General features: G+C 50.6%; 23 protein-coding genes. 17 read left to right on the plus strand and 6 right to left on the minus strand.

Annotation, left to right across the window (positions count from 1 at the left end):
- Positions 1–16 precede the first annotated feature (16 nt).
- From AB8516_RS16390 to AB8516_RS16450, 13 genes are read left to right on the plus strand one after another with little or no spacing between them, the layout of a single operon-like run.
- Positions 17–898, plus strand: a complete 882-nt coding sequence (locus AB8516_RS16390) for a hypothetical protein (protein ID WP_369162263.1) — start codon at positions 17–19, stop codon at positions 896–898.
- On the plus strand, positions 879–1,463 hold the full coding sequence (locus AB8516_RS16395) for a cytochrome c3 family protein (protein WP_369162265.1): 585 nt from the start codon (positions 879–881) through the stop codon (positions 1,461–1,463). Before AB8516_RS16390 ends, AB8516_RS16395 begins: the two co-directional genes overlap by 20 nt.
- 6 nt (positions 1,464–1,469) lie before the next feature.
- The gene (locus AB8516_RS16400) at positions 1,470–1,850 is read left to right on the plus strand and encodes a c(7)-type cytochrome triheme domain-containing protein (protein WP_369162267.1); all 381 of its coding nucleotides are present in this window, start codon (positions 1,470–1,472) and stop codon (positions 1,848–1,850) included.
- Positions 1,851–1,862: 12 nt separating this feature from the next.
- The gene (locus AB8516_RS16405; RefSeq protein ID WP_369162269.1) at positions 1,863–2,930 is read left to right on the plus strand and encodes a 6-bladed beta-propeller; all 1,068 of its coding nucleotides are present in this window, start codon (positions 1,863–1,865) and stop codon (positions 2,928–2,930) included.
- The gene (locus AB8516_RS16410) at positions 2,927–5,323 is read left to right on the plus strand and encodes a multiheme c-type cytochrome (RefSeq protein ID WP_369162271.1); all 2,397 of its coding nucleotides are present in this window, start codon (positions 2,927–2,929) and stop codon (positions 5,321–5,323) included. The genes AB8516_RS16405 and AB8516_RS16410 overlap by 4 nt, the downstream gene beginning before the upstream one ends.
- Positions 5,305–6,366, plus strand: a complete 1,062-nt coding sequence (locus AB8516_RS16415; protein WP_369162273.1) for a hypothetical protein — start codon at positions 5,305–5,307, stop codon at positions 6,364–6,366. The genes AB8516_RS16410 and AB8516_RS16415 overlap by 19 nt, the downstream gene beginning before the upstream one ends.
- Positions 6,363–7,175, plus strand: a complete 813-nt coding sequence (locus tag AB8516_RS16420; RefSeq protein ID WP_369162275.1) for a cytochrome c biogenesis protein — start codon at positions 6,363–6,365, stop codon at positions 7,173–7,175. Before AB8516_RS16415 ends, AB8516_RS16420 begins: the two co-directional genes overlap by 4 nt.
- Positions 7,172–7,711 carry a tetratricopeptide repeat protein gene (locus tag AB8516_RS16425; RefSeq protein ID WP_369162277.1) on the plus strand — a complete coding sequence of 180 codons (540 nt, stop codon included), beginning with the start codon at positions 7,172–7,174 and terminating at the stop codon, positions 7,709–7,711. Before AB8516_RS16420 ends, AB8516_RS16425 begins: the two co-directional genes overlap by 4 nt.
- A complete protein-coding gene (locus tag AB8516_RS16430; protein WP_369162279.1) occupies positions 7,708–9,954 on the plus strand; it encodes an ATP-binding protein in 2,247 nt (748 codons plus the stop codon). Before AB8516_RS16425 ends, AB8516_RS16430 begins: the two co-directional genes overlap by 4 nt.
- Before the next feature lie 9 nt (positions 9,955–9,963).
- Positions 9,964–11,322 carry a sigma-54-dependent transcriptional regulator gene (locus AB8516_RS16435; RefSeq protein WP_369162281.1) on the plus strand — a complete coding sequence of 453 codons (1,359 nt, stop codon included), beginning with the start codon at positions 9,964–9,966 and terminating at the stop codon, positions 11,320–11,322.
- Between the two features lie 59 nt (positions 11,323–11,381).
- The gene (locus AB8516_RS16440) at positions 11,382–11,915 is read left to right on the plus strand and encodes a tetratricopeptide repeat protein (protein ID WP_369162283.1); all 534 of its coding nucleotides are present in this window, start codon (positions 11,382–11,384) and stop codon (positions 11,913–11,915) included.
- Positions 11,916–11,955: 40 nt separating this feature from the next.
- Positions 11,956–13,086, plus strand: a complete 1,131-nt coding sequence (locus tag AB8516_RS16445) for a two-component regulator propeller domain-containing protein (RefSeq protein WP_369162285.1) — start codon at positions 11,956–11,958, stop codon at positions 13,084–13,086.
- Positions 13,087–14,346, plus strand: coding sequence for a two-component regulator propeller domain-containing protein (locus AB8516_RS16450; RefSeq protein ID WP_369162287.1), 1,260 nt, complete (start codon positions 13,087–13,089; stop codon positions 14,344–14,346). It begins immediately after the preceding gene.
- Positions 14,347–14,838: 492 nt separating this feature from the next.
- Here the strand turns inward: AB8516_RS16450 and AB8516_RS16455 are convergent, their stop codons facing one another.
- Together AB8516_RS16455 and AB8516_RS16460 are read right to left on the minus strand one after the other, a co-directional pair.
- Positions 14,839–15,603 (minus strand): HEAT repeat domain-containing protein, encoded by a 765-nt coding sequence (locus AB8516_RS16455; RefSeq protein ID WP_369162289.1) that lies wholly within the window; start codon positions 15,601–15,603, stop codon positions 14,839–14,841.
- A 55-nt stretch (positions 15,604–15,658) separates the two neighbouring features.
- Entirely contained in the window at positions 15,659–16,420 is a 762-nt protein-coding gene (locus AB8516_RS16460) for a hypothetical protein (protein WP_369162291.1), read from the minus strand.
- Between the two features lie 161 nt (positions 16,421–16,581).
- On the opposite strand from AB8516_RS16460, the gene AB8516_RS16465 reads away from it, so the two are divergent.
- Positions 16,582–16,827: a PepSY domain-containing protein gene (locus tag AB8516_RS16465; protein ID WP_369162293.1), complete on the plus strand. Its 246-nt coding sequence runs from the start codon at positions 16,582–16,584 to the stop codon at positions 16,825–16,827.
- Between the two features lie 253 nt (positions 16,828–17,080).
- On the plus strand, positions 17,081–18,424 hold the full coding sequence (locus tag AB8516_RS16470; protein WP_369162295.1) for an alginate export family protein: 1,344 nt from the start codon (positions 17,081–17,083) through the stop codon (positions 18,422–18,424).
- A gap of 7 nt (positions 18,425–18,431) precedes the next feature.
- Here AB8516_RS16470 and AB8516_RS16475 read toward each other — a convergent pair whose 3' ends face one another.
- From AB8516_RS16475 to AB8516_RS16485, 3 genes are all read right to left on the minus strand, one after another.
- Positions 18,432–19,859 carry an ATP-binding protein gene (locus tag AB8516_RS16475; protein WP_369162297.1) on the minus strand — a complete coding sequence of 476 codons (1,428 nt, stop codon included), beginning with the start codon at positions 19,857–19,859 and terminating at the stop codon, positions 18,432–18,434.
- Positions 19,860–19,865: 6 nt separating this feature from the next.
- Positions 19,866–20,519, minus strand: coding sequence for a response regulator transcription factor (locus AB8516_RS16480; protein ID WP_369162299.1), 654 nt, complete (start codon positions 20,517–20,519; stop codon positions 19,866–19,868).
- A 1,033-nt stretch (positions 20,520–21,552) separates the two neighbouring features.
- Positions 21,553–22,464, minus strand: a complete 912-nt coding sequence (locus tag AB8516_RS16485; protein WP_369162301.1) for a hypothetical protein — start codon at positions 22,462–22,464, stop codon at positions 21,553–21,555.
- A gap of 331 nt (positions 22,465–22,795) precedes the next feature.
- Here AB8516_RS16485 and AB8516_RS16490 point away from each other — a divergent pair, with 331 nt between their 5' ends.
- Complete coding sequence (locus AB8516_RS16490) at positions 22,796–24,055, plus strand: ammonium transporter (RefSeq protein ID WP_369162303.1); 1,260 nt, start codon at positions 22,796–22,798, stop codon at positions 24,053–24,055.
- A gap of 36 nt (positions 24,056–24,091) precedes the next feature.
- Here the strand turns inward: AB8516_RS16490 and AB8516_RS16495 are convergent, their stop codons facing one another.
- Positions 24,092–24,514 carry a 6-carboxytetrahydropterin synthase gene (locus AB8516_RS16495; protein ID WP_069121250.1) on the minus strand — a complete coding sequence of 141 codons (423 nt, stop codon included), beginning with the start codon at positions 24,512–24,514 and terminating at the stop codon, positions 24,092–24,094.
- A gap of 124 nt (positions 24,515–24,638) precedes the next feature.
- On the opposite strand from AB8516_RS16495, the gene AB8516_RS16500 reads away from it, so the two are divergent.
- On the plus strand, positions 24,639–25,127 hold the full coding sequence (locus tag AB8516_RS16500) for a hypothetical protein (RefSeq protein WP_369162306.1): 489 nt from the start codon (positions 24,639–24,641) through the stop codon (positions 25,125–25,127).
- The last annotated feature ends 6 nt before the right edge of the window (positions 25,128–25,133 follow it).

Genomic DNA, 25,133 nt, shown 5'->3' on the forward strand with positions numbered 1-25,133 from the left:
TCAAGAGGATAATGTCATGCAGTGCCTCAGACTTAAACCACTTCTCCTGATTCTGCTTGTGCAGTTGTTAACAACATCGCTCGTCTACGCAGAGGAGAACAAGAAACCGAGATTTTCCCTCGACCGGGAGGCAGTGCAGAGCCGGCTCAACAATGTCGACAGATTGATCAACACCTCATCCGGTGCGCGCCGTGTATCCGAAGGCAGTGAGCAGGCGAAAGCTTTACGCGGGCAGGCAGCCAATCATTTCCAAAAGGCGCAACTCTATTACCGGTCAGACAACATGGAACTCGCCAATGAAGAGCTACAACAGGCGACTCTCATCATGTTTCAGGCAATCAGGTTGGTGGGTACCGGCGAGGTAGGCGAGAACAAGCTTAAAAACGATTATCAGAAGAAGCGAAGCAGTCTGCAAGCGTTGCTCGAGGCACTACAAAGAGTCGCTGTCGAAAAACAGACCCCAAGTCCGGAAACGGGCAAGATTATCGAGCAGGCCGAGGCTGCTGACCGTCTCGCCGCGGCAGGCAAAATAAAAGAGGCACAAATCCAGTTGGATATTGCCTACGAAACTGTCAAGCAGGAAGTTGAAAAACTGCGCTCCGGCGATACTTTGATACGCTCACTCGTGTTCGCCAGCAATGAGGAGGAGTATGCCTACGAACTCGATCGCAACGAAACCCACTTTATGTTGGTCAAGCTGCTGCTCGAAGATCGTGATATCAATGCGGGTACTCAGTCGGCTGTGGATGAATATCTCGCAGAGGCACGACGGCTGCGTAAATTGGCGGATAAGGCATCCGAGGACGGAGATTTTGAGGAGGGCATAAAAAAACTGGAGGATTCCACAAAACAGATCGTACGTGCCATCAGGCGTGCGGGTGTCTATATACCTGGATAGGGCATTGATCTTTACATCCAGACAACTGAGCAACCACAGAGCCGCTGCTGCTTGGCTGCTATTTTCTCTGTTCTGTCACTCCGCACACTGTGATGCGCCTGCATGGAAGTCCATCACCGAAGACGGTATTCACGATCCCGGCAATCCGGCACTCTCGCTGCTGCAAGAGCCCGCCGAAGCACTCTCTCTACTGCCAACCGACAGCGCCGGAAATCAGGTTCGTTGGGTCAGGGCGCTACAGGAGGGTTATATAGAACCACGGACCAACATCTACCCTGATACCAAGATCGAAGTCCTCGATCTCGATATCATCATGCCACGCACCGGTTCTGCCAAGTATGTTCGTTTCCCCCATCGGGCCCATACCGAGTGGCTCGATTGCAGCAACTGTCACGATGCCATCTTCAAGGCTAAGGCGGGTGCCACCCCGGTGACAATGCTGCAGATCCTCTCCGGAGAGTATTGCGGCAGATGTCACGGTGCGGTGGCCTTTCCGCTGACGGAGTGCGATCGCTGTCATAGCGTCAGTACCGCAATCCCTCCCGGTGTACTCAAGGGGCAATGAATAACCATGGTGCTGACGGTAAGACATCGATTGTGGCTACTCTTCACAGCCCTGACGGTGACGACGATGGCCGGTGCGGAATACGCTGACGTCATCCTGAATCGTTATGCCGAGCAGGAGGGTATGCGTCCCGTCATATTCCCGCACTGGTTTCACAGGATTCGCTTTCGCTGCAAGGTTTGCCATAACGAGTTGGGTTTTGAGATGCGCGTGGGATCGAACGACGTCACCATGACCGACATTATCGACGGCCGCTTCTGTGGCATGTGCCACAATGGTGAGATCGCATGGTCGGTGGAAAACTGCGATCTCTGTCATTCGGGGAAGCCCGGGTTGAAGAGTGGCATATTCGGAGGACATCAGACGGGAGGGCCTGGCCGCTGGTAGCCTTGATAAGCCATGAAGCATCTATTCCTCATCATTTCGTTTTGCTTGATTCAGGCCTGCGCAGAAACACCGAAGTTGCTCTACCTGAATCTTTCAAACGGTGATGCCGCCGGCAAGCTGGAAGTCTGGCCGAAGAGTGGCGAGGTCCCCCGCTATGCCTATGCGGGAGAGCTGACCGGGCAGAATAATTTCCGCACTTCACCGGATCATCAACCCAGCCGAACCCTTAAATTTCTCTCCTGGATCGTCGGCCTGGATCCGGCCCGTGCCGAGCAGCCTGTCATCCTACAGCGGCCTCAGGGCGGGAATGTCGACAAACAGGGAAGGATCTATGTCAGTGATGTCAGCCGGCAGGCTGTATTTGTCTTTGATCCGGTCGAGGGCGAGCTGCATGTCTGGGAATGGGCCGAAAAGTCGAAGCGCTTTCTATCCCCGGTCGGCCTGGCGATTCGCGAGGATGGCGAAGTTCTAGTGGCAGACTCCGAACTCGGGCGCGTTGTCCGCCTGTCACCTGATGGAAAACCGATGGGTGTTTTTGGTGATGGCGACCTGCAGCGTCCGACAGGTGTGGCTTTGGACCATGCAAGCGGATGGGTCTATGTTGCCGATACCCGCGCCAACGATATCAAAATCTATGACTCCCAGGGAAATCTTATCGGGAAGTTCGGCAATGCCGGCGATGAGGCGGGGCAACTCAATTCCCCAACCTATATCACTGTATCCGACGGGCGTGTCTATGTTACCGATACCCTGAATGCGCGGATTCAAGTCTTCGATACCCAGGGGCGCTGGTTACAGCTGATCGGTGAGCGTGGCCACTATATCGGCAACCTCAATCGTCCCAAGGGTATCGCGGTGAGTCGCGAGGGTCTGCTCTATGTGGCCGAATCCTACTACGACTACCTGCTAGTCTTTGATAGCAATGGTGAGTTTCTGATGCCGATCGGTGGTCCCGGAAGTCAACCCGGTGAGTTCATGTTGCCGGCCGGTGTCTGGCTTGATGAACATGGCCGGGTCTATGTATCCGATATGCTCAACGGCAGGATCTCCATCTTCCAGTTCCTGGGAGCGGACACATGAGAAGGGTGTCCCTGCCGGTCTGCTTTCTGCTGTGCGCCTCAGGCGATCTCAATGCCGAGCGTATGTCGGATATCCGCAACACCAAGCACAACCTCTCGATCAGCGGACCGGGACCGGTCAGGGCAACAAGCGAGTCCGAGGTCTGTGTTTTCTGCCACACGCCCCATGGGGCCTCGGATATACCAGCAGCCCCCCTCTGGAACAGGGCGCTTTCGGGGGCCACCTATACTCCCTATACATCCACTTCCATCGATGCCCAGGATACCACGGCGGAACCGGGAGGCAGTTCCAAACTCTGTCTCTCATGTCATGATGGCACGCTGGCCATCGGCGCCGTCAACGTGGCGAACGGACAGGCCAACGCCAGCATCTCCCTGCAGGGTACGGCTGCCGGCGGTACCATCCCGGAAGGCAGCGGTGCATTGAGCGGGTTCACACGCCGTATCGGTGTCGATCTGACCAACGACCACCCGATCTCATTTACATATGACAGTGCACTGGCACTCGCCGACGGCGAGCTGCGCGATCCCTCAATCGAGTCCCACATCGCGACACGCGCATCGGGGCAAAATCCCAAGCCGGTGGTACCTCTAGAGTCGGATCGTCTCGAATGCGTCAGTTGTCATGATCCACACATCCGCGATACTGACATCTCAAAAAATATCAAATTTCTCAGGCTCAACCGCTTTCAGGAGGGGCTTCCAGGCAACTCTTTCTCAGAGATTAACGACATCGTCTGCCTGGCCTGTCATGACAAACTGGGACAGCGCTGGGTGGACTCCGCCCATGCCGATCCGGCCGTCGCCGACGAGACCTACAAGACCATACCGGCAGATTTGAGGGAGTTTCCTGCCGGGATAGCCGTCTGGCAGGCGTCCTGTCTTAATTGTCACGACACCCATACCGTACAGGGCTCACGGCGCCTCTTGCGAGAGGGTAGCGATGCCTTGGGAGGACCCACACAAGCGCGACTTGGCGGTGCTGCCGCTATCGAGAGCACCTGCTACCAATGCCATACCAACGATGCATCGTCGGTGCTGAACTTCTCCCTTGAAGTGCCGAATATCGAGGATGATTTCGTCCTTGCCCGGCATATGCCGATCACCAGTTTCGATCAGCCTGCAGGTGTCGAGGTGCACGACATAAGTGATGCCGACTTCAGTGAGGATCCTCTGTTCCTGGGCAAGGGCGATCTCAACAACAGGCATGCCGAATGCACCGACTGCCACAATCCCCATCGCCTGCAGCGCAACACCCTTTTCAACGGCAACGGTTCCAACCTGACCGGCACCCACGATCACGGTGCCTCACATTCCAATATCGCCTCAGGGGTTCTGCGCGGTACAACCGGCGTAGAGCCGGTCTACGGATCGGCGAGTTTCCACGATCTACCCCTGAGCTACACGCTCAAGCGTGGTGACGGCGGCGACGGCGCAAGCAATCTGGCAATCAGCCCATGGGTTACCCGGGAGTACCAGATCTGCCTCAAGTGCCATTCCGATTATGGCTATGATGACAACAACCTCTACCCAGTTGGCGACCGGCCTGTATTGGGCGATTCCATCGGTACCACAACCCCAGGTACTAACGGCCTGACCCAGTACACCAATCAAGCCAGGGAGTTTCAGGCGCCCGTAGCTCACCAGGGATTCGGCTCGCCCGGGGATAGCGGTGCTGACTTTGACTACCTGAGTAATAACCAGCGTTCATGGCATCCGGTTATCGCAGCAACCGGTCGAGACGGCTTACAACGCAACCAGGGAGATGAAGATATCTCGAGCAACTGGGTGCCACCCTTTGACAGCGCCGTGGGTAGCCAGACCATGTACTGCAGCGATTGTCACGGTTCCGGCACTGCCCCGGGAACCGTGGTGCCGGATGGTGGCGCAAACGGTAGACCCTGGGGCCCCCACGGGTCGAACCACAACTTCATCCTTAAGGGCGACTGGTCCGCGGACACCGGGACGGGACGTCCCCAGGATCTTTGTTTCAAATGTCATGATTACGACGTCTACGCCGGGGGCGACCGCAGCGTCGACAGCGGATTCGGGCGGGGCGACAACCTTCATGCCGAGCACTTCGAGCGGATTACCGGTAACCGGGTGAAGTGCATGTGGTGCCATGTCGCCGTGCCCCACGGCTGGAAGAATAAGGGATTGTTAGTCAATCTCAACGACGTGGGACCGGAGGCCGGACTGCCACCCGGAACCGAAGTCCCGATTCAAACCAATGCGGAGGTCTACAACCAGGAGCCTTACTACTTCAATGCCAAGCTCAAAGTGATCAATTTTGCCCAGTCGGGGGATTGGCGTCCGGACAACTGCGGCTCCGCCAGCAGCAATCCGGATGTCGGTCGGGACTGGATGGGGGCGGTATGCCAGAATCCACCCTGACAACCAAAATGAGCAGAGCGGAGCCGACAGGGATTGAACGGCAGAGGAGGAAGATTAATCCGGCCTGGTTTCGCACGCTGGCATCACTGAGGATTACCAGTTTCGGCCTGTTGCTGCTGGGCGCTGGTGGTTTGGCCACCTCACGGCAAAGCGATATCGGACAATGGCTGATTGTCGCTTCGCTGCTGCTGCTTGCCATCAATCTGTGCGCTGCGTTACTCAGCAATCCACTGTTTCGGGTAAAACCGGCACTATTTGGCATGCATGTCGGCCTGTTGCTGCTGGCGGTCTCCCTGGCATACGGTCAATTGAGCCGCTTTCGCGGCCATTTCGAAATCACCGAAGGACAAGTGTTCGATCCGCGGCAGGTGATTATCGATCGCCAGGGCGTCCTGGTGCCCATGCTGCCGGTTGAAGGTGCCTTCAAGCAGGGGACGATCTGGATAAATTATGCCCCGGGGATGATGCGCAGGGAGACTCATAGCCAAGTCGTGATGGCTGACGGCCGGTTGTCGGGAGCGACCGATGGCCGGCCGTTGATCATCGAGAAAAACCGTTTCTATGTTACCCACAACAAAGGGTTTTCGGCACTGATCACTTGGTGGCCGGCACAGGAGTCACCTGTCCGCCTGGGAGCCCTCCATTTTCCTTCCTACCCGCGACTCGCACCGATGCAGCGCCTCTCCTGGACGGCGCCTGACGGAACAGCACTGAGTTTCGAGATCACACCAAAAGCTATCCCGCAGGATGAGAACTGGACACTGAGCGGTGCAATGTCGGAAGCGCTATTGCTGGTTACACGGGACGGCACAACCACAAGTCTTCAACCGGGCGAGACCCTGCGCCTTACGGGTGGCGCGTTCCGCTTCGAAGGCATCAAGATGTGGATCGGCTACCGCATCTTCCGCGATCCGAGTCTCTACTGGTGCTTTGCGTCCGCCATGATTGTCGTCTGCTGTCTAGCCTTTCATTTGGCGGGGCGCAATCTGCGTAGGCCAAAGAGAGGTGTCGCTCAGACAGACACCAGAAAGGTAAATATATGAACGATTACACCCTGTGGCTCTATCCCGCGGCGATCGCCTATCACCTGGCGGCTGTGTTATCGATTCAGGAACTGCTCGACAGATGCAATGACTACAGCCGTTGGATCGGAGGAACGATCCTGGCTGGGACACTTTTTGTCACTTTAGCCATCGCCGGACGCTGGCTCACCTATGGCCAGGGACCTTTCCTGACCATGCATGAAGTGTTGATCAGCAGCCTGTTCAGCCTTTCATTCATCTATGGCCTGGCCTATGTTTTCGTCCCGATCACCCGGGTCGGCGCTCCTTTTGCCGCGGTTACGATACTGTTGCTTTTCATTTGGGCCGCCGAGACCGATCCCGGGATCAGGCTGTTGCCACCGACCTATGAGACACCCTGGCTATGGGTGCATGTCATCTTCGGAAAGCTCTTCCTCGGGTGTTGTCTGGTTGCGACCAGTCTTGGCGTATGGCTCATCACGCCTTTAAAGCGGTTCGTGCGCTCTGCACGTTACATGTGGGTACCACAACAGCTCGAACGGCAAGTCTGGATATGGCTCTCATTAGCTTTTTTGTTTCACAGCGTCATGCTGATCGCAGGCGCGGTCTGGGCGCAGGATGCGTGGGGACGCTATTGGGATTGGGACCCCCTTGAAACCTGGGCCTTTATCACCTGGCTCTGCATGGCGCTTACCCTGCATATGCGATCAGTCTACCCACTGGGGCCGCGCACTCTCTCATTGCTGGCGATGGGGGTGTTCGTCCTTGCCTTCCTGACTTTTTTCGGGGTGCCGTTCGTCAGTGTCAATCCCCATCAGGGGGCTGTATGAGAATGTCGCCGGACTTGCGTTTGCCGATCGCTGCCCTGGTCGCAATTGCGACATTGACCGTAGTCGCGTTAATCCGGGATGAAATCGGCAAACCTGCCGCTAAAGTTGAAATGGAACGTGAAACTGCGCAAGCCATGGAGCAATCCCCGCTCGATGATCTATTCCTGAATGCGGTGGGATTGCTGCACACGCGGCATTTTGAACCGGCAGTGCATTCATTCAACAAGCTGGTGGAGCTGGCGCCTTGGATGCCGGAAGCGGAAGTGAATCTGGCCTATGCCTTGATGGGAATGGGTCAATATGCCGAGGCACAACACCACTTCAACCATGCGCTTGAACTGAATGATCGTCAGCTGAATGCCTATTACGGCCTCGCGATTTCCTTGGAACAGCAGGGTGATTTGGAATCCGCATTGGGTGCAATGCGTGTTTACGTGCATCTTGCGGCGGATGACGATCCCTACCGGCGCAAGGCCTGGGCGGCGATCTGGGAGTGGGAAAATACACGCAATGTTGGAGAGAAGGTGATCGAATGAATAAACGATTCCTGAGCTTCACCCTATTGAGTCTGGTTGGGATGATTGCGGTTACGATCATGTTGGTCGCGGTTTTCCGGGATATCAATCAGGCTACGCTGGAAAAACATTTCCACGAACACAATGTCTTGCTTGCCCGTATTCTGCGTAATGGTTTGGTGAACGACAGGTTGCCCGAGGTATTGAAAGGGGAGCAGGAGAGTGTGGGAGACAATCGCTTCCTAACCTCGTTTGAGGCAAAACTAAAGCAATATCTCAAGGATGTATATGTTGCGAAGATCAAGATTTTCGATCTGGGAGGAATCACTATCTACTCCTCAGCTCCGGGTGAAGCGGGCAGGGATGCGAGCAGGAATCCAGGCGTCTTTGCGGCGCTTAACGGGCTCAGTTCGGGCAGTATGGTCTATAGGGACAAGTTCAACAGCTTTGACGGCATGATCGAGAACCGTAACCTTTATCAGCAGTATATTCCCATCAACGGACTGGCGGATGATCGTGTCGAGGGTGTGTTCGAGATCTACTCCGATGTCACACCTTTTCTGCAAGCCGTTTCCGACACGGAGCAGGAGTTTGTCATCGGGTTGTTGGCTGTCCTGGGAACATTCCTATTGGCGCAGGTATGGCTCTATCATCGAACGGATTCCGCTTTGGTCAAGGAGCAGGCTCAAACAAAGCAGTATCTGCAGGAACTGGAGGATCACCGCAAGGATCTGGAATCGCGTGTACAGGTACGCACCGAGGAACTCGAGTCATCACACTATTTCCTGCAATCCATCATCGATGGTATTGCAAATCCACTGTTCGTGATTAAAAAGGATTTACAGATCTCGCTGATGAACAAAGCCGCCAAGGGCTTGATCAATATGAATACGCCTAAGGAAAAAATGGCCTACTGCTACCAGATCTCCCACCGCCGCGACACACCCTGCGACGGCAGTGACCATCCCTGTTCCTTCCAGGAAGTGATGCGTACCCAATCGACCGCCACCGTGCAGCACAGACACTATGATGCCGATGACAATCCTATCATCGTCGATGTGATATCGACGCCGCTCTACGACAAACAGGGTGAAATGCAGGGTATCATCGAGGTACAGCACGATGTCAGCGAACTTGTTTATGCCAAGCAGAATCTGGCGCAAAGCGAGGCCAGGCTGCAGGCTATTCTCGATCATATTCCCGATGCTATCTTCACGCTCGATACCACAGGAAGGGTGGAGTCAGCCAACATGGCCGCCCTGGGCATGTTCAATTACCCTCACACGGAGTTGATCGGCAAAAGATTCGAGTCCCTGTTTTCCGAGGATCGTGAGGTTTTGCTCAAAAACACGAATCAGGGCGAGAACGAGTATTGCGCACGAAAACAAGGGGACGAACTTTTTCCTGTCGATCTGTGGATTGGTGATTTGCATTTAGCCCATGAGAAGCGATTGGTTGCTGTCGTAAGGGACATTACCGAAAGCAAGATAGCGGCGCAGGAACTGGAGCGAACCCGACAGCAGTACTATCACCAGGAGAAAATGGCGGCCATCGGTCAGTTGGCTGCCGGCATATTGCACGAGGTCGGAAATCCCATCGCCGCCATTGCAGGGGCGGCGGACAATATGCGGTCCGCAAATGGATGGGGTGAGCAACAGAACGGTGAGAAGCCTGATTTTCCACAAGTCGTAATCCGTAATCTGAATATGATCGAAGAGCATACCGAGCGTCTCTCGAAGATTACCCGGGACATTGCCGATTTCGCCTCCCCCCGAATCCGTAAGCGTGAGTTGACCGATATCAACGGTTTGATAAGGAGCACATCTCGACTCCTCGGTTATGACCATCGCTACCGCAAAATGGAGATCAGGCAGACCCTCGACAGTCAGTTACCTGCAGTGGAGGCGGTACCTGACCAGATAACACAGGTGTTGGTAAACCTGATTATCAATGGCCTGGACGCCTGCAACACAGGCAGGCTGCAGCCGGTGGTTGAGGTTATGACACGGGTTGTGCAGGACGGCATCGAGATAGAGGTGAAAGACAATGGCGCCGGAATGGATGAGCGGACCCTCGAACACGCACTCGAGCCTTTCTTTACCACCAAGGAGCCGGGTAAGGGCACTGGTCTCGGGCTCTCGTTGTGCAGTTCGATTATCAGTGCACATAACGGCAGATTGAGCATCGTAAGCCACTCCGGCACAGGCACATCGGCGACCGTTTACCTGCCCGGTATCGAAACTCACTCTGAGACGAATGCGTAGGAGGGCGACATGAAACAGATGCATATTTTGGTTGTCGATGATGAAGCTGCCATCCGTCAGGTGTTGGCGGAGCAACTGACCCGTTCAGGACACACGGTTGAGCAGGCGGACTGTGGAGAGGAGGCTTTGACAATGCTCCAATCCTCAGACTTTGACGTCTGTATCTGCGATCTGCGACTGCCTGATCTGGATGGCATCGAAGTCATCAGGCGCTGCCGGGCAAAAGAGATGGACATCGCTTTTCTTATGATCACCGCTTTCGCCTCGGTCGATACCGCGATCGAAGCCATGAAACTGGGCGCCTACGACTATCTCATGAAACCGGTTCAGCTTGAGGATGTACTGATTCGCCTCGACCACATCGCCGATGTCGCGCGCCTGCGTGATGAGAACCGCTATCTGCGAAAAATGGTGGAGTCCGATACCGGATCGGATACCTTGGGCCTGTCTGTGCCCATGCGGAAAATTCAGACCCTCATCAACAAGGTGTCACGCACCGACAGCACCGTCCTCATAACGGGTGAAAGCGGCACCGGAAAGAGCCACATTGCCCGTACGATCCACTATGAAAGCAATCGGCGTGACCGGGCGATGGTGACCGTGAACTGTGGTGCGATTCCGAAGGAGTTGTTGGAGAGCGAGCTATTCGGACACATCAAAGGCGCTTTTACGGGTGCGGACAGAATCAAAAAAGGTCTCTTCCGGGAGGCCGACGGTGGCACGCTCTTTCTCGATGAAATCGGTGAATTGCCGCTTACACTGCAGGTTAAGCTGCTGCATGTCATCGAGGATAAGGAGGTTAGGCCCCTGGGAGCGGAACAGTCGAGGCGGGTCGATGTGCGTATCATTGCGGCAACCAACAGGAACATTGTCGAAATGATGCAGAGCGGAGAATTCAGGGAAGATCTCTTTTACCGTTTGAATGTACTCCACATTACCCTGCCGCCACTGCGTAGCCGCAGGGAGGATATCCCCTTGTACATCGAGTATTTCCTCAACACGGAAATTTCAAGACTCGGTTTGGAGGGGAGTTACAGCATAGACCCGGAGGTGGAGGAACATTTGCTTGCCTACGAATGGCCGGGAAACCTAAGAGAACTGCAGAACGTTATCGCCCGGATGCTGGTCCTCGCGGAGGAACGCGCCATCAACATGGGCGATCTTCCATCTCATGTAACCCGGTATGAACACAATGGTAACAAATACGAATTCGGTAAAACATTCGGCTCGTTGAGAGAGCAGGTGAGGCAATTCGAAATAGGCGTGATCAAAAAGGCGATCGACGCTGCCGGCAATGATCGTGCACTTGCCGCGCGTTCACTCGATATCGGCCTTTCCACGCTCTATCGGAAACTCGAGGAAAGATAGTGTGCAAATTACCTAAAGAGCAACGACCTAGACGTAGATTCAGTATACGATCTGCAGTCATGTCAAACAAAAGACTTAACACCATTTTATTAATCCTGACCCTTATCATGCCGTCATTGTCATTCGCCGATCCTCATGAGGATTATCTGCGTGGTTTGGCGGCGTATCAGCGTGAAGACCTCATGACCGCAATCGAATCGCTGAAGATCGCCGCGGACAGTGGCCATGCCAAGGCGCAAAGCCTGCTTGGTTATATTTACGATATCGCCGAGGAGAACGAGCAAGCTTTTCACTACTACCGGCAAGCTGCGGAGCAGGGCGAGGCTGATGGCGCTTACGGAATGGGCACGCTGTACGCCACGGGAGAAGGTGTTGTACAAGACCTCTTCGAGGCGGTCAGGTGGTTTGAAAAAGCGGCCGACGCCGGCCATCCACAGGCCATAGATCTGCTAGCCACTGCCTATTTGAATGGCGGTTTGGCATTGACCAAAGACAGTGCCAAAGCGATAGATCTTTTAGAACGTGGTGCGGCGCTGGGGCATTCTCCCTCCATTGAACGTTTGAAAGCGCTCAAGGAGAAAGAGGGGATATAAAACGAATCCAAATCTAAAAACAGAAATCAGCAATCGCATAATGAACAGATCAAGCAAAATCCAAGTCACTTCCATTCTGACCTTTCTGTTTTTCGGAATGACCGCGATTTCCGCAGCAGACAGCGAGTCTGATATAGGCGACCGCCTGTCCATCGAAAATCCGACTTCCCACGGGAACATCGAGGTTCTGGAACGCTATGAGATCGGCCAAAGTGTCTATGCAAGGGCGCTTGCAGTTGAAACCGGGACAAACAGCCTGTGGGTCGGCACATCGGCGGGTGTGCACGAGATCGATCTGCGAGATCAGTCGATCCGAAACACCTTCACTCGCGAGCACGGACTGGCGAACGAGTATGTCTTCGCGATAGGCATAGATCAGGCAGGTTACAAGTGGTTCGGCACAAATGCGGGTGGCATGTCCCGTTATCGCGATGGCAAGTGGAAGACCTGGTTCCCTATGCACGGTCTAGCCGACTATTGGGTCTACGCTTTTGCCTGGCAGCCGGACGGTACGCAGTGGATTGGAACCTGGGCAGGGGCTAATAGCCTCGATCCGGCTACGGGGGAGATGAAGACCTACCTGAGCGAATTGGTGAATGAGTGGGTTTATGGCATTGCCGTCGATTCGAAAAACCGGGTCTGGTTCGGAACGGAAGGGGGAATAAGCCGTTTCGATGGCAAAGACTGGGTGTCATGGGATCATGCTGACGGTCTCGGCGAAAAAAACAGCGACAAAAAACCCTTCAGCCGCAATACGGGGCTTGGTACGCGAAGCCGTCACGACCTTGGGGTGCTCAGCGGAGGAGAAGCGACCTACAACCCCAACTATGTATTCAGCGTGTTGATCGATCAGCAGGACAATCTCTGGGCAGGCACATGGGGTGGTGGCCTCGCCTGGTTCAACGGTGAGCAGTGGCATAACTACACCGTTGACGATGGCCTCGCGGGGGATATCGTTTATTCCATCGCAATGGAACCTAGCGGTGTTCTATGGATAGGCACAAACAACGGGTTGTCGCGATTTGACGGAAATGAATGGACAACTTTTGGACGTAACGACGGCTTCAGTGATCTCAATGTATACGCCGTAGTCGTGACACCGAATGGAGAAATCTGGGCAGGCACTAAGGGGGCGGTAGTCAGGTTGGGCATCAACAAGGGTGACGGTTAAATGAAAACGAGAAACGAAAAAGCGATCTATGCAGCCATCGGAATTGTTGCCATTGTGGCTGCCTACCGGGCCGGCACACAACAAAGTACTCCGGAAACCGATTCATCACCGCAGCAAAAGCAGGCTGAAATCGAGAGTTTGCCAGAGAAAACTGTATCGAATACGCCAATACCGAGCCTGTTGCCGGATTCACACCCTCCAAGCAACCCAGACCAGGGACGCAGTGTCGATGACAAGGGTATCCGGTTCGCTCACTTCAGGGTTGGCAACAGCAACGTCAAGGCGATTTTGAATGACGGTGACACTTTGTGGGTAGGGACGTCCGGTGGTGTCATTCGTTACGACAAAACCAAGGATGAACACCGCCTCTTCGATGTGCGGTCTGGACTACTGTCCAACGGTATCTTTCATCTCAGCAAGTATGGCAAGAAACTCGTGGTCGGAACCTATGGCGGAGGACTTTCACTCTTTGATCCCGATACTGAAGACTGGGAGAACTACAACATCCAACACGGTCTAGCGGATGCGTTTATTTACGACATGCTCGAGATGGAAAACGGTGATGTCTGGATCGCCACCTGGTCCGGGGCGAATAGGGTCATAGGAGGCAAATTCGACGACCGCTCGGCTTGGCAGACATTCACTGTTGAAAACACCCAAAACGGCCTACCCAACGATTGGGTATACGCCTTGGCAAAGGGTCGCGAGGGCGATATATGGATGGCGACGGAAGGCGGTTTGGCCAACTTCAAAGATGGTGCCTGGAAAAACTGGAGGCATGAAGACGGATTGGGTGCGCCATATGAGCTGGTTAAAGATCAAATAGACTTCAAGCGGGATCCGGCAAAGGAGTCGAGTCACCATGCACGGCAAAAGGTGGAGATGGGGCTTCAGAGTATTGATGTCGCATATAACCCCAACTATATCGTTTCACTTTATGTTACGCCACAAGGCATCGTATGGTGCGGAACCTGGGGGGGAGGCCTCGCACGATTCGATGGAGCAGTATGGAGCTATTTCACCGCCAAAGATGGTCTACCAGCCAACCATGTGTTCATGCTAGAACCGGGAGAGAATGGAGAAATGTGGATAGGCACAAGCAATGGGCTCGCCAGGTTTGATGGAAAATCGTTCAAAACGCTCACCACTCATGACGGTCTGTTTGCCAATAATGTGTTCTCCTTGGCCATGGAAACAAACGGAACAATATGGGTTGGCAGCTTCGGTGGGGTTTCAAAGCTACAGAATCTAAAGCTGTAATTGTTTAGAGTGTAAAGAGATTTAGGGATTAGATGGTTGATCCACCGATTGAATCCGAAGCCAAGTACAGATCTAATTCAACAATCATATCCCAGCATTTTGATATCTAAGAGATGGGGGTGCCCACCCATGTTTACTGGCCACAGTACGGATAGTGTTGCAGACGCCCGCCTAAGTTATTGAATTAAAAGGCTAGGATTCGATAATGCCTCTCATAATGCTGGGGATCGGCAGATCGAATCTGCTCCTTGCTGCCATATAATCAAATAGTTACATAAAAACCCGGCACTGCAGGATTTTATGTAAACACTGTGTAAGCATTTTGGGGAAAAGTTCAGCTATTATGCTTTTAAACATTTATACCGAACTCAATAGATTATTCTCGCATCCAAACTAGAGTTAAAAACGCTAGTGGTAGTGGTTGTATTCAGCTGGTTCTATCCTTTTGAGGAAGGGTGGAACAGAATTAACGAACATAGCTGAGATCTACCATTAAAAGTCAGCTTCTATTTCATCCAAGATAGCGGCTACATTTCGGCGTATTCTCTCATCGGGATCATGCCTTTGATTCTTTAGATAGTGAATTGATGTTTCTCTCCCCATCTCCCCCAATGCCGCCACGGCATTTAACCGGATATCAACAGTTTGGTCCGACAACAGAGCTGCCAACGCATAAACTCCCTGCTCGCTTTCAAGTTCAGCGATAGCCCAGATTGCCGCGATCCTCACTTGCAAGTTTGGGTCATAGAGAGCTGGCTCTATATAGGCAATCATAGAGTCATCCATTTGCATACTGAGTGACTCAACGACTGTTGCCCGTATGACCGGATTGGGATCGTATAGGGCATCTGTGAGGGTATGATTAATTTCACTATGCTTATATCCGCTGATTGCATTTACTGCTGCTAGACGCAGTGCAGGTTCACTATGGGATAACATGGGTTGTAAGTGATGCATTGTATCTATAGCGAATAGATTTTCATCTTCAACCATTTCTATCCATTGGAGCTCTGCAGAATATTTCTCTTCTGGCAGATTTGTTGCGGTATCATTCAATAATTTTTGATTCTCACCCTGCACAGTATTTTCTACATTGCTCGAAGCTTGGTGGGATAGGTCTTGTACTGGAGACAGCTTACTAGTTTGTTCTATAACATTCTCATAAATAGCTATCTCGTTGTGACTCTGGGTACTACAAATCCAATAACCAGCAACAATCACGAATAGAGCCAGTAGTATTGATCCTGTAACTTTCATGGCAGTCTAGCTCCTGTCTGGATGCCCCTCCCTAACGGGAGGGGTTTGGTCAGTATCATTCAACAATAAAGCAGCTTTCAACCGCAGATTTATTACCGCTCTCTGCCCTAACGAGAATTTCAAACTTATATTCACCCTCCTCTGACAGAGTAAAAAAATCTGGATCAGCGACGGTCCATTGTGTTAGGTCACCAGGTATGATGCTGGTTGACTTGTAATCCGTGTCATCGATCTCAACAACAACTTCATAGTAACGAACCACTACATCACCTTCCTTTCCCAGTTCGTTGTGAGAACCGAGTACCGGTTCCCATGTCAAGGTTACTGGTGCACTAACGACAGGTAGTAGATCAGCATCGCAGTCTTCTGCTGCTGGCATACCGTTGATGGTTACATTGTCAGGAGCGGCAGGAATAACATGAGATAGGAATACTTCATTTTCACGCTCCTCTCCATCCAGAGTGATGCCCTCTATTTCGTAAATTCCCTCAGGAAACCGTTTGAAGAAATCCGCAGGTTCAAGTTCATCGAAAGTCGGTTCAGCACTCTCGAAAAACAGTTCGGTGATACCCTGTCGTTTGAGGCGTCCATTTGCCCGTACAGTCATCATGCGGCGCTCATTGGGATCCTCAATTTCTAGACGTTTCCACTCATCCCCATCCACTTTGCCATGAATACCGAGATCGCCATCGGTATCATTCAATTCGAAAAATAGTTCCGCTTCGTCGAATGGTATATCCTCACCTGCAATACCAGTTGATGACGCAAGAATAAAGCCCGCAGTGATAAAATAGATGGGTAGATTTACATGGTTCATATTACTTTCTCCTCTGTTGATATTTGATATTTACAGACTCCATGCATAATATATTTTGTACCCATGACCTGAAATTAGCCTGATATTAAACTGAATGTTTACTGAATATCTTTAATCAGATTACACTCATGTCGTTATGAATCATCTTCAGGAAGCAACACATGAAAATATCCACATCGATTTTAATTGGGTTTATGCTTTTTGCTAGCCAAGCTGTTGCGCTAAGTAAAAGTGATGTCAGAAAAATTATAAAAAAAGCCTATCCCGGTGCGAGAATTAGTGAAGTTGAAAAAGAGACTTATAAGGGAGAAAAGATCTATGAAGTAGACTTCATACATGATGGCGATAGACTTGAGGCCATCATTGGACTTGATGGAAGTATCATCAAGGTTGATATCGACGATTGAGTATGTAATTAGCCAGTAACAGAGACAATAAAAAACCTTACCGCAAACTCTATATAAATAATTTACGGTGCAGGAAATTATTATTTTTATTCAAGATTGTATTTGCTATGCTCTTTTCTAATCCTTGCGTCCTCTTTTAAATGGTGAAGATGTAAGCTGGTGAGCATATGCCAGCACCAGATTAGGCCCTGCTAGCCTCATACTTTATGGAGAGTTTAATTTACCTATCTGAAGATAACCTGAGGATTGCGCATTGCGGCAATTAATTCCGGTCACCATTATTTTTAGCCTCTTGCATGCATCGCCTGCTTCTGCACAGAGCGGCGGACACCTTTATGCCGATTTCGAAATTGACATTGAATTCAACGAATTAGATGGCTTGAGCCTTGGGAGTGAAGCTGAGCATAATCGACTGGTAGAGCAGGAAATGGAATTCGAATTCGATATCGAATACTGGGTAAACAACAAATTTAATCTGTTCTTTACTGGCGCATTGATTGATGAAAACGAAACCATAAAAAGTGCAGACATGAAAACCACACGCACTGGATTGGAGTTCAGAGAACTGGGGGTCGCCTACTTATTTGGTGATATCGTAGATTCTGAAATAAATCTTGGACGCGTAGAATATGAAAGCATCAGCCAGTGGTGGTCCTGGTGGGACGATGAATTGGATATCATCAGTTTGCAGTTGTGGTTTGGTGACTTTGAGACTTTTCTTGCCATTGCTGAAGAGCAGGCGCCGGAATCTACGGATCAGGATTTTATTGATCCTGAACTGGATGATGTTCAACGTCTGATTTTCAGCATGAGCTGGGAGATCATGGATGGACAGATCCTCAACATTTATTACCTCAAGCAGAATGACAATTCGCCTAACTATCGAGTTGGCGATCTTGAAGATATTGAGAAGATCGATGAAGAAGATGCTGACTTAATCTGGAAAGGTATCAGTTATGTTGCCGGGATTGAACATCACATGATAGGAGAGATCGACCTGGAACTGCACTATTCCGAGATAAGCGGTAGATTTGCTGTCTATGAGTTCGAGGATTCATCTTCGGGTGTCGTTGAGGTCAGTGAACGGGAAGATGGACATATCAATGGCACGGCCAGTGGCTACTTGTTGCGCTGGACACCTCGCGGACTGGATGAGTTCTCACTGATTATTGCTGGCGCAAAAGGGTCTGGTGACTCTGATCTGGGAGACCGTCATAACAAATCTTATCGTCAAACCGGTTTGCAGGGAGACCTTGAATCCTACGGGGAGCTATATCAGCCGGAATTATCCAATCTTAAGATCGACATGTTTGGCCTTCAGTGGCGGATAGCTGAGAACATGTCGTTTGCGTTGATGCATTTTGACTACAGGCAGGATAAGTTATCGGATGAAATACGCGACGCCACTATCGAGGTGGACCCATCTGGGGCTAGCCGGGATTTAGGCAAGGAGTTGGATCTGGTCTATAGCATAGAATATGAGGAAACCCTGGAACTGTTTTTCACTTACGCTAAATTCAAGCCAGGCAGTGCTTATGCCGACTACCGGCAAGACTCTACTGACTATATCGGTATCGACTTCGCCTATAAATTTTAATAGCCGATCACTCCAGTACCAGTGGTACACCGGAAATAGTTACCATAAACATGCTCTGGCTATCCAGATCCAAGCTAATATCAAGTTTTAGAATTCGCGCCAAAGCATACACGAGTGTGAGCCCAAGGCCTGAGTGACTGGTTTTTCCTTGTGATTTGTTTTTACGCCAGAAGCGATCCTTCATGTGCACTATATCTTCCGGTCTCAAGTCTGTAGCGACATTCTTGACCCTGAGTACGATGTGGTCATCCTGAATTTCCACGCTTAATTTAATATCCGCTTCTTGTGGACTGTAGTTGATCGCGTTGACAAATATATTACTGAGTATCATCGCGAATTTTTCCCGATCAGTGGAGATTATCAGGCCCTCTGGTATATGTTTGACCAGATTCTTACTAACCTCATGCTCATTGATCGCCATTTGCCAGACCGAATCACAAAAATCAGATAGCAGGATCTCTTGCGGATCGCTATTCAACAGGCCGGCATCAGATCTCGCCAACTCAAGAAGGGTGATGACCACCTTCTCCATCTGGTTGGAAATTTCACCCACATCCCTGAAAAATTCAGTGAGCTGTTCTCTGTCATCCGGTATCATCTGTCCCACTTCGGAGAGCGTTTTCAATTCGGAGAGCGGTGTGCGCAGTTCGTGAGCAACATTGGACGAAAAGCGCTTTTCCCGCTCAAATGCAGATTGCAGGCGCACTAGAAAATTGTTTAATTGGTCTATAATTGGCTTGATTTCAAGACTTTGCTCACCTTGTTGACTCAGACGCACGCTTAAGCTGGATTCATCAATTTCGCTCACCTGTCTCGCCAGTGTCGAGAGTGGCAATAAACCTCTTCCAACCAGGTGCCAGACCAGCAAAGAGGTGGCCATAAGTACAACAATGACGATGGTAAAGATGGTGAGCCCAATCGCAAAAAGTGTATCGTCAAGGGTTCTTCTTTCTCGGGCATAGACCAGCGAGATCGGTTTGGGCTCAGGAATCTCGACAACCCCCTCCTCATCATCTATCTCAACACGGGGCATAAAGTTGATCTCGATCAAGCGCCCGGCACGACCGTCCGGCAGTATTACATCAGCGAAATGATGCCTCCCCAGCTCAATACCGATCAACGGCAGGTCAGTGTCCAATAGCGATGGTGATTTAATCAGTAACTGAGTGCCAAGTTGCCAAAGCTGGTAATAGTGTGAATTCGGTCCTAACTCGAATTCATTCATTACGCCATCCTCGGCAAAATCAAATTCCAGACCTTCTTCGTCGAGTTCTGTCAAGGAAATCAAGGCCTTAGCCTTGTCGAGCAATGAAGTATCATATACTGTGATTACTTGTTGAGAAATCCGCAAATAGAGGAACACCGCAGTTAATGATAAAACCACGACCAAGGTACCGATGATGGTGAGATTTAATCTGCTGCGGATCGATTTCACGGGACTCTATTCAACCAAATAACCGAATCCGCGCCGCGTTTTCACAAGCCCAGGGGCACCTGATGCCTTCAAACGTTTACGTAGCGAACTGATATGTGCCTCTACTGCATTACGTGTTACGTAGCTGGCAGCGTCGTAAAGCTGATCTATGAGCTGATCGTGGGAAAAAACACGTCCTCGTCGGCGAGCGAGATATTCCAGTAGTTTAAACTCATGTGGTGTAAGACTAACTACATTTTCATTAAAGCTTACCTGGCGCTCCACTGTATCTATTTTAACACCCTCTATTTCGAGAACAGGATTTTTGATTCCAGAGTGACGTCTGTTCAAGGCCCGAAGTCGCGAAACGAGTTCATCAAATGAAAAAGGCTTGACCATATAGTCATCCGCACCGAGATCAAGACCACGAATTCGATCTTCTGTCTGATCATTCGCAGACAGAATCAGTACTTGGCTATTATTGCCTTGACTACGCATGGTCGATAGTACATTCAACCCATGCACCTTAGGCAAAACCAAATCAAGTATGATCGTGTCATACCGATTCAGTTTTATAAAAGTCAACGCCTGTTCACCGTCAAATGCCTGATCTACTGAAAAACCATGTCTTTTCAGACCGGTATATAGTGAGCGTTGCAGGCGAATGGAATCTTCAACCAATAGTATTTTCACAATCAATATATGGCTAGAATTACAGAACAATCAGCAATCTAGTTGATCATCTTAGATAAAATTTGCTCAGATATACACTCTAGTCTAGCGTATCAATCTGATATTTTGCTGAATATTAGAGTATGGGTTCATTGGGTTATAATTAGTAAAAAAGTTAGGAATTATGTTGCTTGAATTATAATTAGCAAATCACAATTCCGATTTTAGTCTGTTAGGTATATATCAATCCCTGGGACAACACCACTGCCTCGTCTATCTGAGTTATTAATGATAGAGTTGTAACCTGTAGTTTTAAAGATAATTTTCGCTACAGAGAGAAAATTATCAAACTTATTTTCTCGAGGTTTTTATTGAATGATAAACCTATAATCAATAAAAAGTGCGGCGATTGCATTTACAATTTCATCTTCTGCAGGATAAAAAATCGGGTTTTTATTGTCGTTATTATTGAATGTGACCGGTCGATGTGAATTAACTTAGTTTTGAAATAATTTCAATCAGAAAATCGGGATGTTATTTTAAAAATAAGGAACCCTTGCTGTCTTTATTTTCAGCAACAGTAGAATAGATAGAATTCTTAATTATAGTAATTGCTTTCTTTCTGGTCTTTGTTGTCTCTCGGTGCAACCCAAAAAAAACCGCAATACAAGAAAGCTGCCGAAGAAATGGTTTCTAGAATTAGTATTTGTGTCTACGCCTTCCAATATTACGAGGCCGTGATTGGGGAATTTGGCTTCTACCGTGACAGGCTTCATTTCCGGAGTTGCAAAATTCATTACAATACCTCGATATCTGCTTTTTCTTACTGCCTAAAGTGGTGCTGATATGAGAGGCTGCTGTCTCTGCAAGATTTGAATATTTATCATGTGCCCAGCGGATATAGCGCTGAGCTGTGGATAGCTGGCAACGTTCAAAGGTTGTCATGATCTCTGCTGCTTGTGCCCCTTGCTACCATACGTAAAAGGCCTGACGTTTATCAGGCCTTTTAAGTTTCAGTAGATCTCAGCCAGTCCGCAATGGTTCAGGATTCTGCAGTGTTGCTCCAGGCAAGTTGGATCTGGGTGTTGCGTCGGATCTCGGTCAGCCTCTCCCCGAACTCATGGATATTTTCATCCAATAAAGCGGATAATTCGATCTTTCCTGTGCGGGCAGTGACCAGTTCCTTACGTTTTTCTTGCAGTTGATCGAGCTCTTTGCGGAGATGGATATCTCTGAGGTAGATCACATTGGGGGCAGTCACCTGACTCATATTCTTCCGCAATTCTCTACTTGTGAGCAGGATCTGCTTGTCCAATAGGTAAATTTCATTGCTCAGGTTATTGATCACATCCAGTTGCTCATCCCAGATTGCAAACAGATTGTCGACACCCTCTTCCACCCAGTTTTGTATCTCCTGCAGGTGCTGTTCCTTAAGCATCCGCAACACATGGGAGTCGGACATGGAAATAATGTACTCAAATACCTCGAGCCAGCTCTCTTCCCGATCATTGAAGAGTTTATCCATGTAATGCAGCATGAGTCCCACCGGCTCGGTGTAGTCGTAACCCGTATAGGATTTGCTGACTGTATTCATGATATCGGCATAATTTACAGCGGTGCCGATAAAGGCCTTGTCGTCTTCCAATTGGATGCCTTTGGCGTAGATTGTAGTCAGCCGGTTGAGCATGCGAATATATCCGTCATCCTTGATCTGGCTCTTTTCCGAACGGATGAAACCGGAGATTTCGGTCAGTAATGCACGCAGCTGTTCGACATCCGGATCACTGTGCTTACGCCCGAGCAACGACTCCAGGTAGTCGAAATACTGTTTGATGATTTTGCACGACTCTTCCTGAGCCAGGACGGGAAGTCGCTCGACAGAGTTGATTCTGAAGGGTAAATCCTCCAGGTTTGTCAGATGATCTTTGTTTAGGTTCCGGTGCAGGTTGCTCATTGCCTGGCTATATTCCCAAAATACCCTATGAATTACTAGATAAATTATATTAACATTTTCTAATATATCAAGTAATTTAGCTCTAAAATGTTGTGAAATTCAATGTCATGAAATCCCTATCGGCTTGCTTATCAATAACTTGAGGTGTGCTTGAGGTTGCAGACGCCGATAGTTCCGATGGCTCAAAAATTAAGTAATTTTCATCCATTTAACTTAGAATGCAGCGTTTGGTCTCATGCCCAAGGGTAAAACTAGATTTGATGAGTTGGGGGGAAGCGTGATTGGGAATAAAAACAGTAGGTTAAGCGGTCTGTTGGCAGCTGTGCTATTTATGCCGGGCCTGTGTCTGGCGGATGATGCCGTCCTGAATGGCGCAAATACGGGCTGGATCATGGCTTCCACAGCGTTGGTGCTTTTCATGACCCTCCCTGGCCTGGCTATGTTCTACGGCGGTCTGGTGAGGACCAAGAATGTCCTCTCGGTCCTCATGCAGTGCTTCGCGATTGCCGCTATGGTCTCCATTCTCTGGTTAATCGCGGGATACAGTCTGGCTTTCGGTGAAGGTAATGCCTGGGTGGGTGATTTCAGCAAGGTGCTGATGGCGGGTATCGGGCGGGAGACCCTCTCCGGCGATATTCCGGAATCCCTGTTCATGCTGTTCCAGATGACCTTTGCGATTATCACACCCGCACTGATCGTGGGTGGATTCGCCGAGCGCATGCGTTTCTCTTCGATGCTGCTGTTCAGCGCCATCTGGTTGTTTGTGGTCTACGTGCCGATAACCCATTGGGTTTGGGGCGGCGGCTGGCTGGGCAGCATGGGCTTATATGATTTTGCCGGTGGCACGGTGGTTCACATTACCGCTGGCGTGGCGGCACTGGTGGCGGCCATGGTGATGGGGCCCCGCCATGGTTTCGGTACTGCTTCCATGATGCCTCACAACATGACCATGACCATTGCCGGGGCGGGCATGCTTTGGGTCGGGTGGTTCGGTTTCAACGGCGGTAGCGCGCTCGCTTCCGACGGCAACGCCGCCATGGCGATGCTGGTGACCCACATCTCCGCCGCAACCGGCGCCATGACCTGGCTCGTCCGTGAATGGATCAAATTCGGCAAGCCCAGTGCCTTGGGCGCTGTGACCGGAATGGTGGCCGGCCTGGGTACGATTACACCCGCATCGGGTTTTGTCGGCCCTGCGGGGGCTTTGGTGATCGGTCTGCTTGCAGGTGCGATCTGTTTCAGTGCCACCAACTATCTGAAACAGGTGTTGAAAATCGATGACTCCCTCGATGTCTTTCCTGTCCATGGGATAGGCGGTATCCTCGGCACCCTGCTTGCAGGGGTGTTTTCCTCGACCTCGCTGGGGGTCTTCTCCGGATATGGCTTTGCCGATGGTATTGAGACCATGGGTGGGCAATTCACTGTCCAGTTAATAGGTGTTGTGACAACTATTGTCTTCACCGGGATTGCAACCTTCGCAATCCTGAAACTGGTGGATGCCCTGTTGGGATTGAGAGTCGACAAGGATCAGGAGATCGAGGGTCTGGATATCGTGCTGCACGAAGAGCGTGGCTATAACGAAATCGGCTGAAGCGGTTGCAACGCATATGGGCCGATTGGATTAGTGTTAACAGGCCCTAGTTGATGGATCGCTTCTATAACTGGCCAAAGCGCTGTCTGTTTCGAATATGGCTACCTCGACGACCGGAAAGCCACCGGCTTCCACATGTTCAAAGATCAGCCGGGCGATATTCTCCGCTGTGGGGTTTGTATCCATTACATATACGGATTCTCCAGCCTGTTGCAGCAGAGGGAGAACCGGATCATCGCTATGTAGCAACATATTGTGATCCAGGGTCTGGTCGATCCAGTTTTTCACATAGTCACCGATATCGGAAAAATCGCACACCATACCCAACGGATCGAGTTGTTCGGCCTCCAGGCGGATAACGGCCTTTGCATTGTGGCCATGCAGATGACGGCATTTCCCCTGGTGGTTGAGGAGTCTGTGGCCGTAACAGAAGTGGATCTCTTTAGTGACTGAAAACATCTCGTGAAACGTGGCTCTGGAAAAGGGGCTCAGTATAAAGCCATGATTGACGGGCTGCCAGTAGTGGTAAAGGAATCAATATCGATGCCGCTAAACAGATAGCGATTTTAATCTGTGGACGGTCATGAGCGAAGAATCAGAAAGCGAAGAGTTCGAGGTGATATTCGTGGCACGAGAGGCTGTAGGTCATCTTCGGCGTCTTTCGCGTGATTTTCCCCACCTCGCCACCCAGCCGGTACGTGTAGCCATAGACACCTGGAATGAGGAGATGTTCCAAAAGGGGGAGTTGGTCCTTGTACAGAAACAGCGTGCCAAGGCCGAGCAAGACGCCCTGGAGAAGCGTGCCATCGATCTCATTGAAGAGAATCTCGTGGACGATGTTCTCGATCAGTTGAACCGGGAATCAACCAAGGAGATCGACTATTACGATTTGATCGATATGGTTGGTAAAGACCGCTATATAGAGGCCCTCACAAGGGAGGCGGTTGAATTGAAAGTCAATGCAGTCTCTTCGGAACAGGCAGCCGAACTCTGGAACAATTGCGGAAAACCCACCGTAGGAGGTGAAAGGTGGACTGCCACCGGGGTTTCCGTGCTGATGGGAAAAAGTTAAAAAACC

It is taken from the genome of Candidatus Thiodiazotropha sp. LNASS1, assembly GCF_964212655.1.
Taxonomy (GTDB): domain Bacteria; phylum Pseudomonadota; class Gammaproteobacteria; order Chromatiales; family Chromatiaceae; genus Thiodiazotropha.

Coding starts and splice junctions, on each gene's coding strand:
- AB8516_RS16415 (WP_369162273.1), top strand. CDS start 5,305: ATGCCAGAATCCACCCTGACAACCAAAATGAGCAGAGCGGAGCCGACA.
- AB8516_RS16440 (WP_369162283.1), top strand. CDS start 11,382: ATGTCAAACAAAAGACTTAACACCATTTTATTAATCCTGACCCTTATC.
- AB8516_RS16500 (WP_369162306.1), top strand. CDS start 24,639: ATGAGCGAAGAATCAGAAAGCGAAGAGTTCGAGGTGATATTCGTGGCA.
- AB8516_RS16460 (WP_369162291.1), bottom strand. CDS start 16,420: ATGAACCATGTAAATCTACCCATCTATTTTATCACTGCGGGCTTTATT.
- AB8516_RS16430 (WP_369162279.1), top strand. CDS start 7,708: ATGAATAAACGATTCCTGAGCTTCACCCTATTGAGTCTGGTTGGGATG.
- AB8516_RS16425 (WP_369162277.1), top strand. CDS start 7,172: ATGAGAATGTCGCCGGACTTGCGTTTGCCGATCGCTGCCCTGGTCGCA.
- AB8516_RS16495 (WP_069121250.1), bottom strand. CDS start 24,514: ATGTTTTCAGTCACTAAAGAGATCCACTTCTGTTACGGCCACAGACTC.
- AB8516_RS16485 (WP_369162301.1), bottom strand. CDS start 22,464: ATGAGCAACCTGCACCGGAACCTAAACAAAGATCATCTGACAAACCTG.
- AB8516_RS16435 (WP_369162281.1), top strand. CDS start 9,964: ATGAAACAGATGCATATTTTGGTTGTCGATGATGAAGCTGCCATCCGT.
- AB8516_RS16410 (WP_369162271.1), top strand. CDS start 2,927: ATGAGAAGGGTGTCCCTGCCGGTCTGCTTTCTGCTGTGCGCCTCAGGC.
- AB8516_RS16420 (WP_369162275.1), top strand. CDS start 6,363: ATGAACGATTACACCCTGTGGCTCTATCCCGCGGCGATCGCCTATCAC.
- AB8516_RS16490 (WP_369162303.1), top strand. CDS start 22,796: ATGCCGGGCCTGTGTCTGGCGGATGATGCCGTCCTGAATGGCGCAAAT.
- AB8516_RS16465 (WP_369162293.1), top strand. CDS start 16,582: ATGAAAATATCCACATCGATTTTAATTGGGTTTATGCTTTTTGCTAGC.
- AB8516_RS16405 (WP_369162269.1), top strand. CDS start 1,863: ATGAAGCATCTATTCCTCATCATTTCGTTTTGCTTGATTCAGGCCTGC.
- AB8516_RS16400 (WP_369162267.1), top strand. CDS start 1,470: ATGGTGCTGACGGTAAGACATCGATTGTGGCTACTCTTCACAGCCCTG.
- AB8516_RS16455 (WP_369162289.1), bottom strand. CDS start 15,603: ATGAAAGTTACAGGATCAATACTACTGGCTCTATTCGTGATTGTTGCT.
- AB8516_RS16450 (WP_369162287.1), top strand. CDS start 13,087: ATGAAAACGAGAAACGAAAAAGCGATCTATGCAGCCATCGGAATTGTT.
- AB8516_RS16445 (WP_369162285.1), top strand. CDS start 11,956: ATGAACAGATCAAGCAAAATCCAAGTCACTTCCATTCTGACCTTTCTG.
- AB8516_RS16390 (WP_369162263.1), top strand. CDS start 17: ATGCAGTGCCTCAGACTTAAACCACTTCTCCTGATTCTGCTTGTGCAG.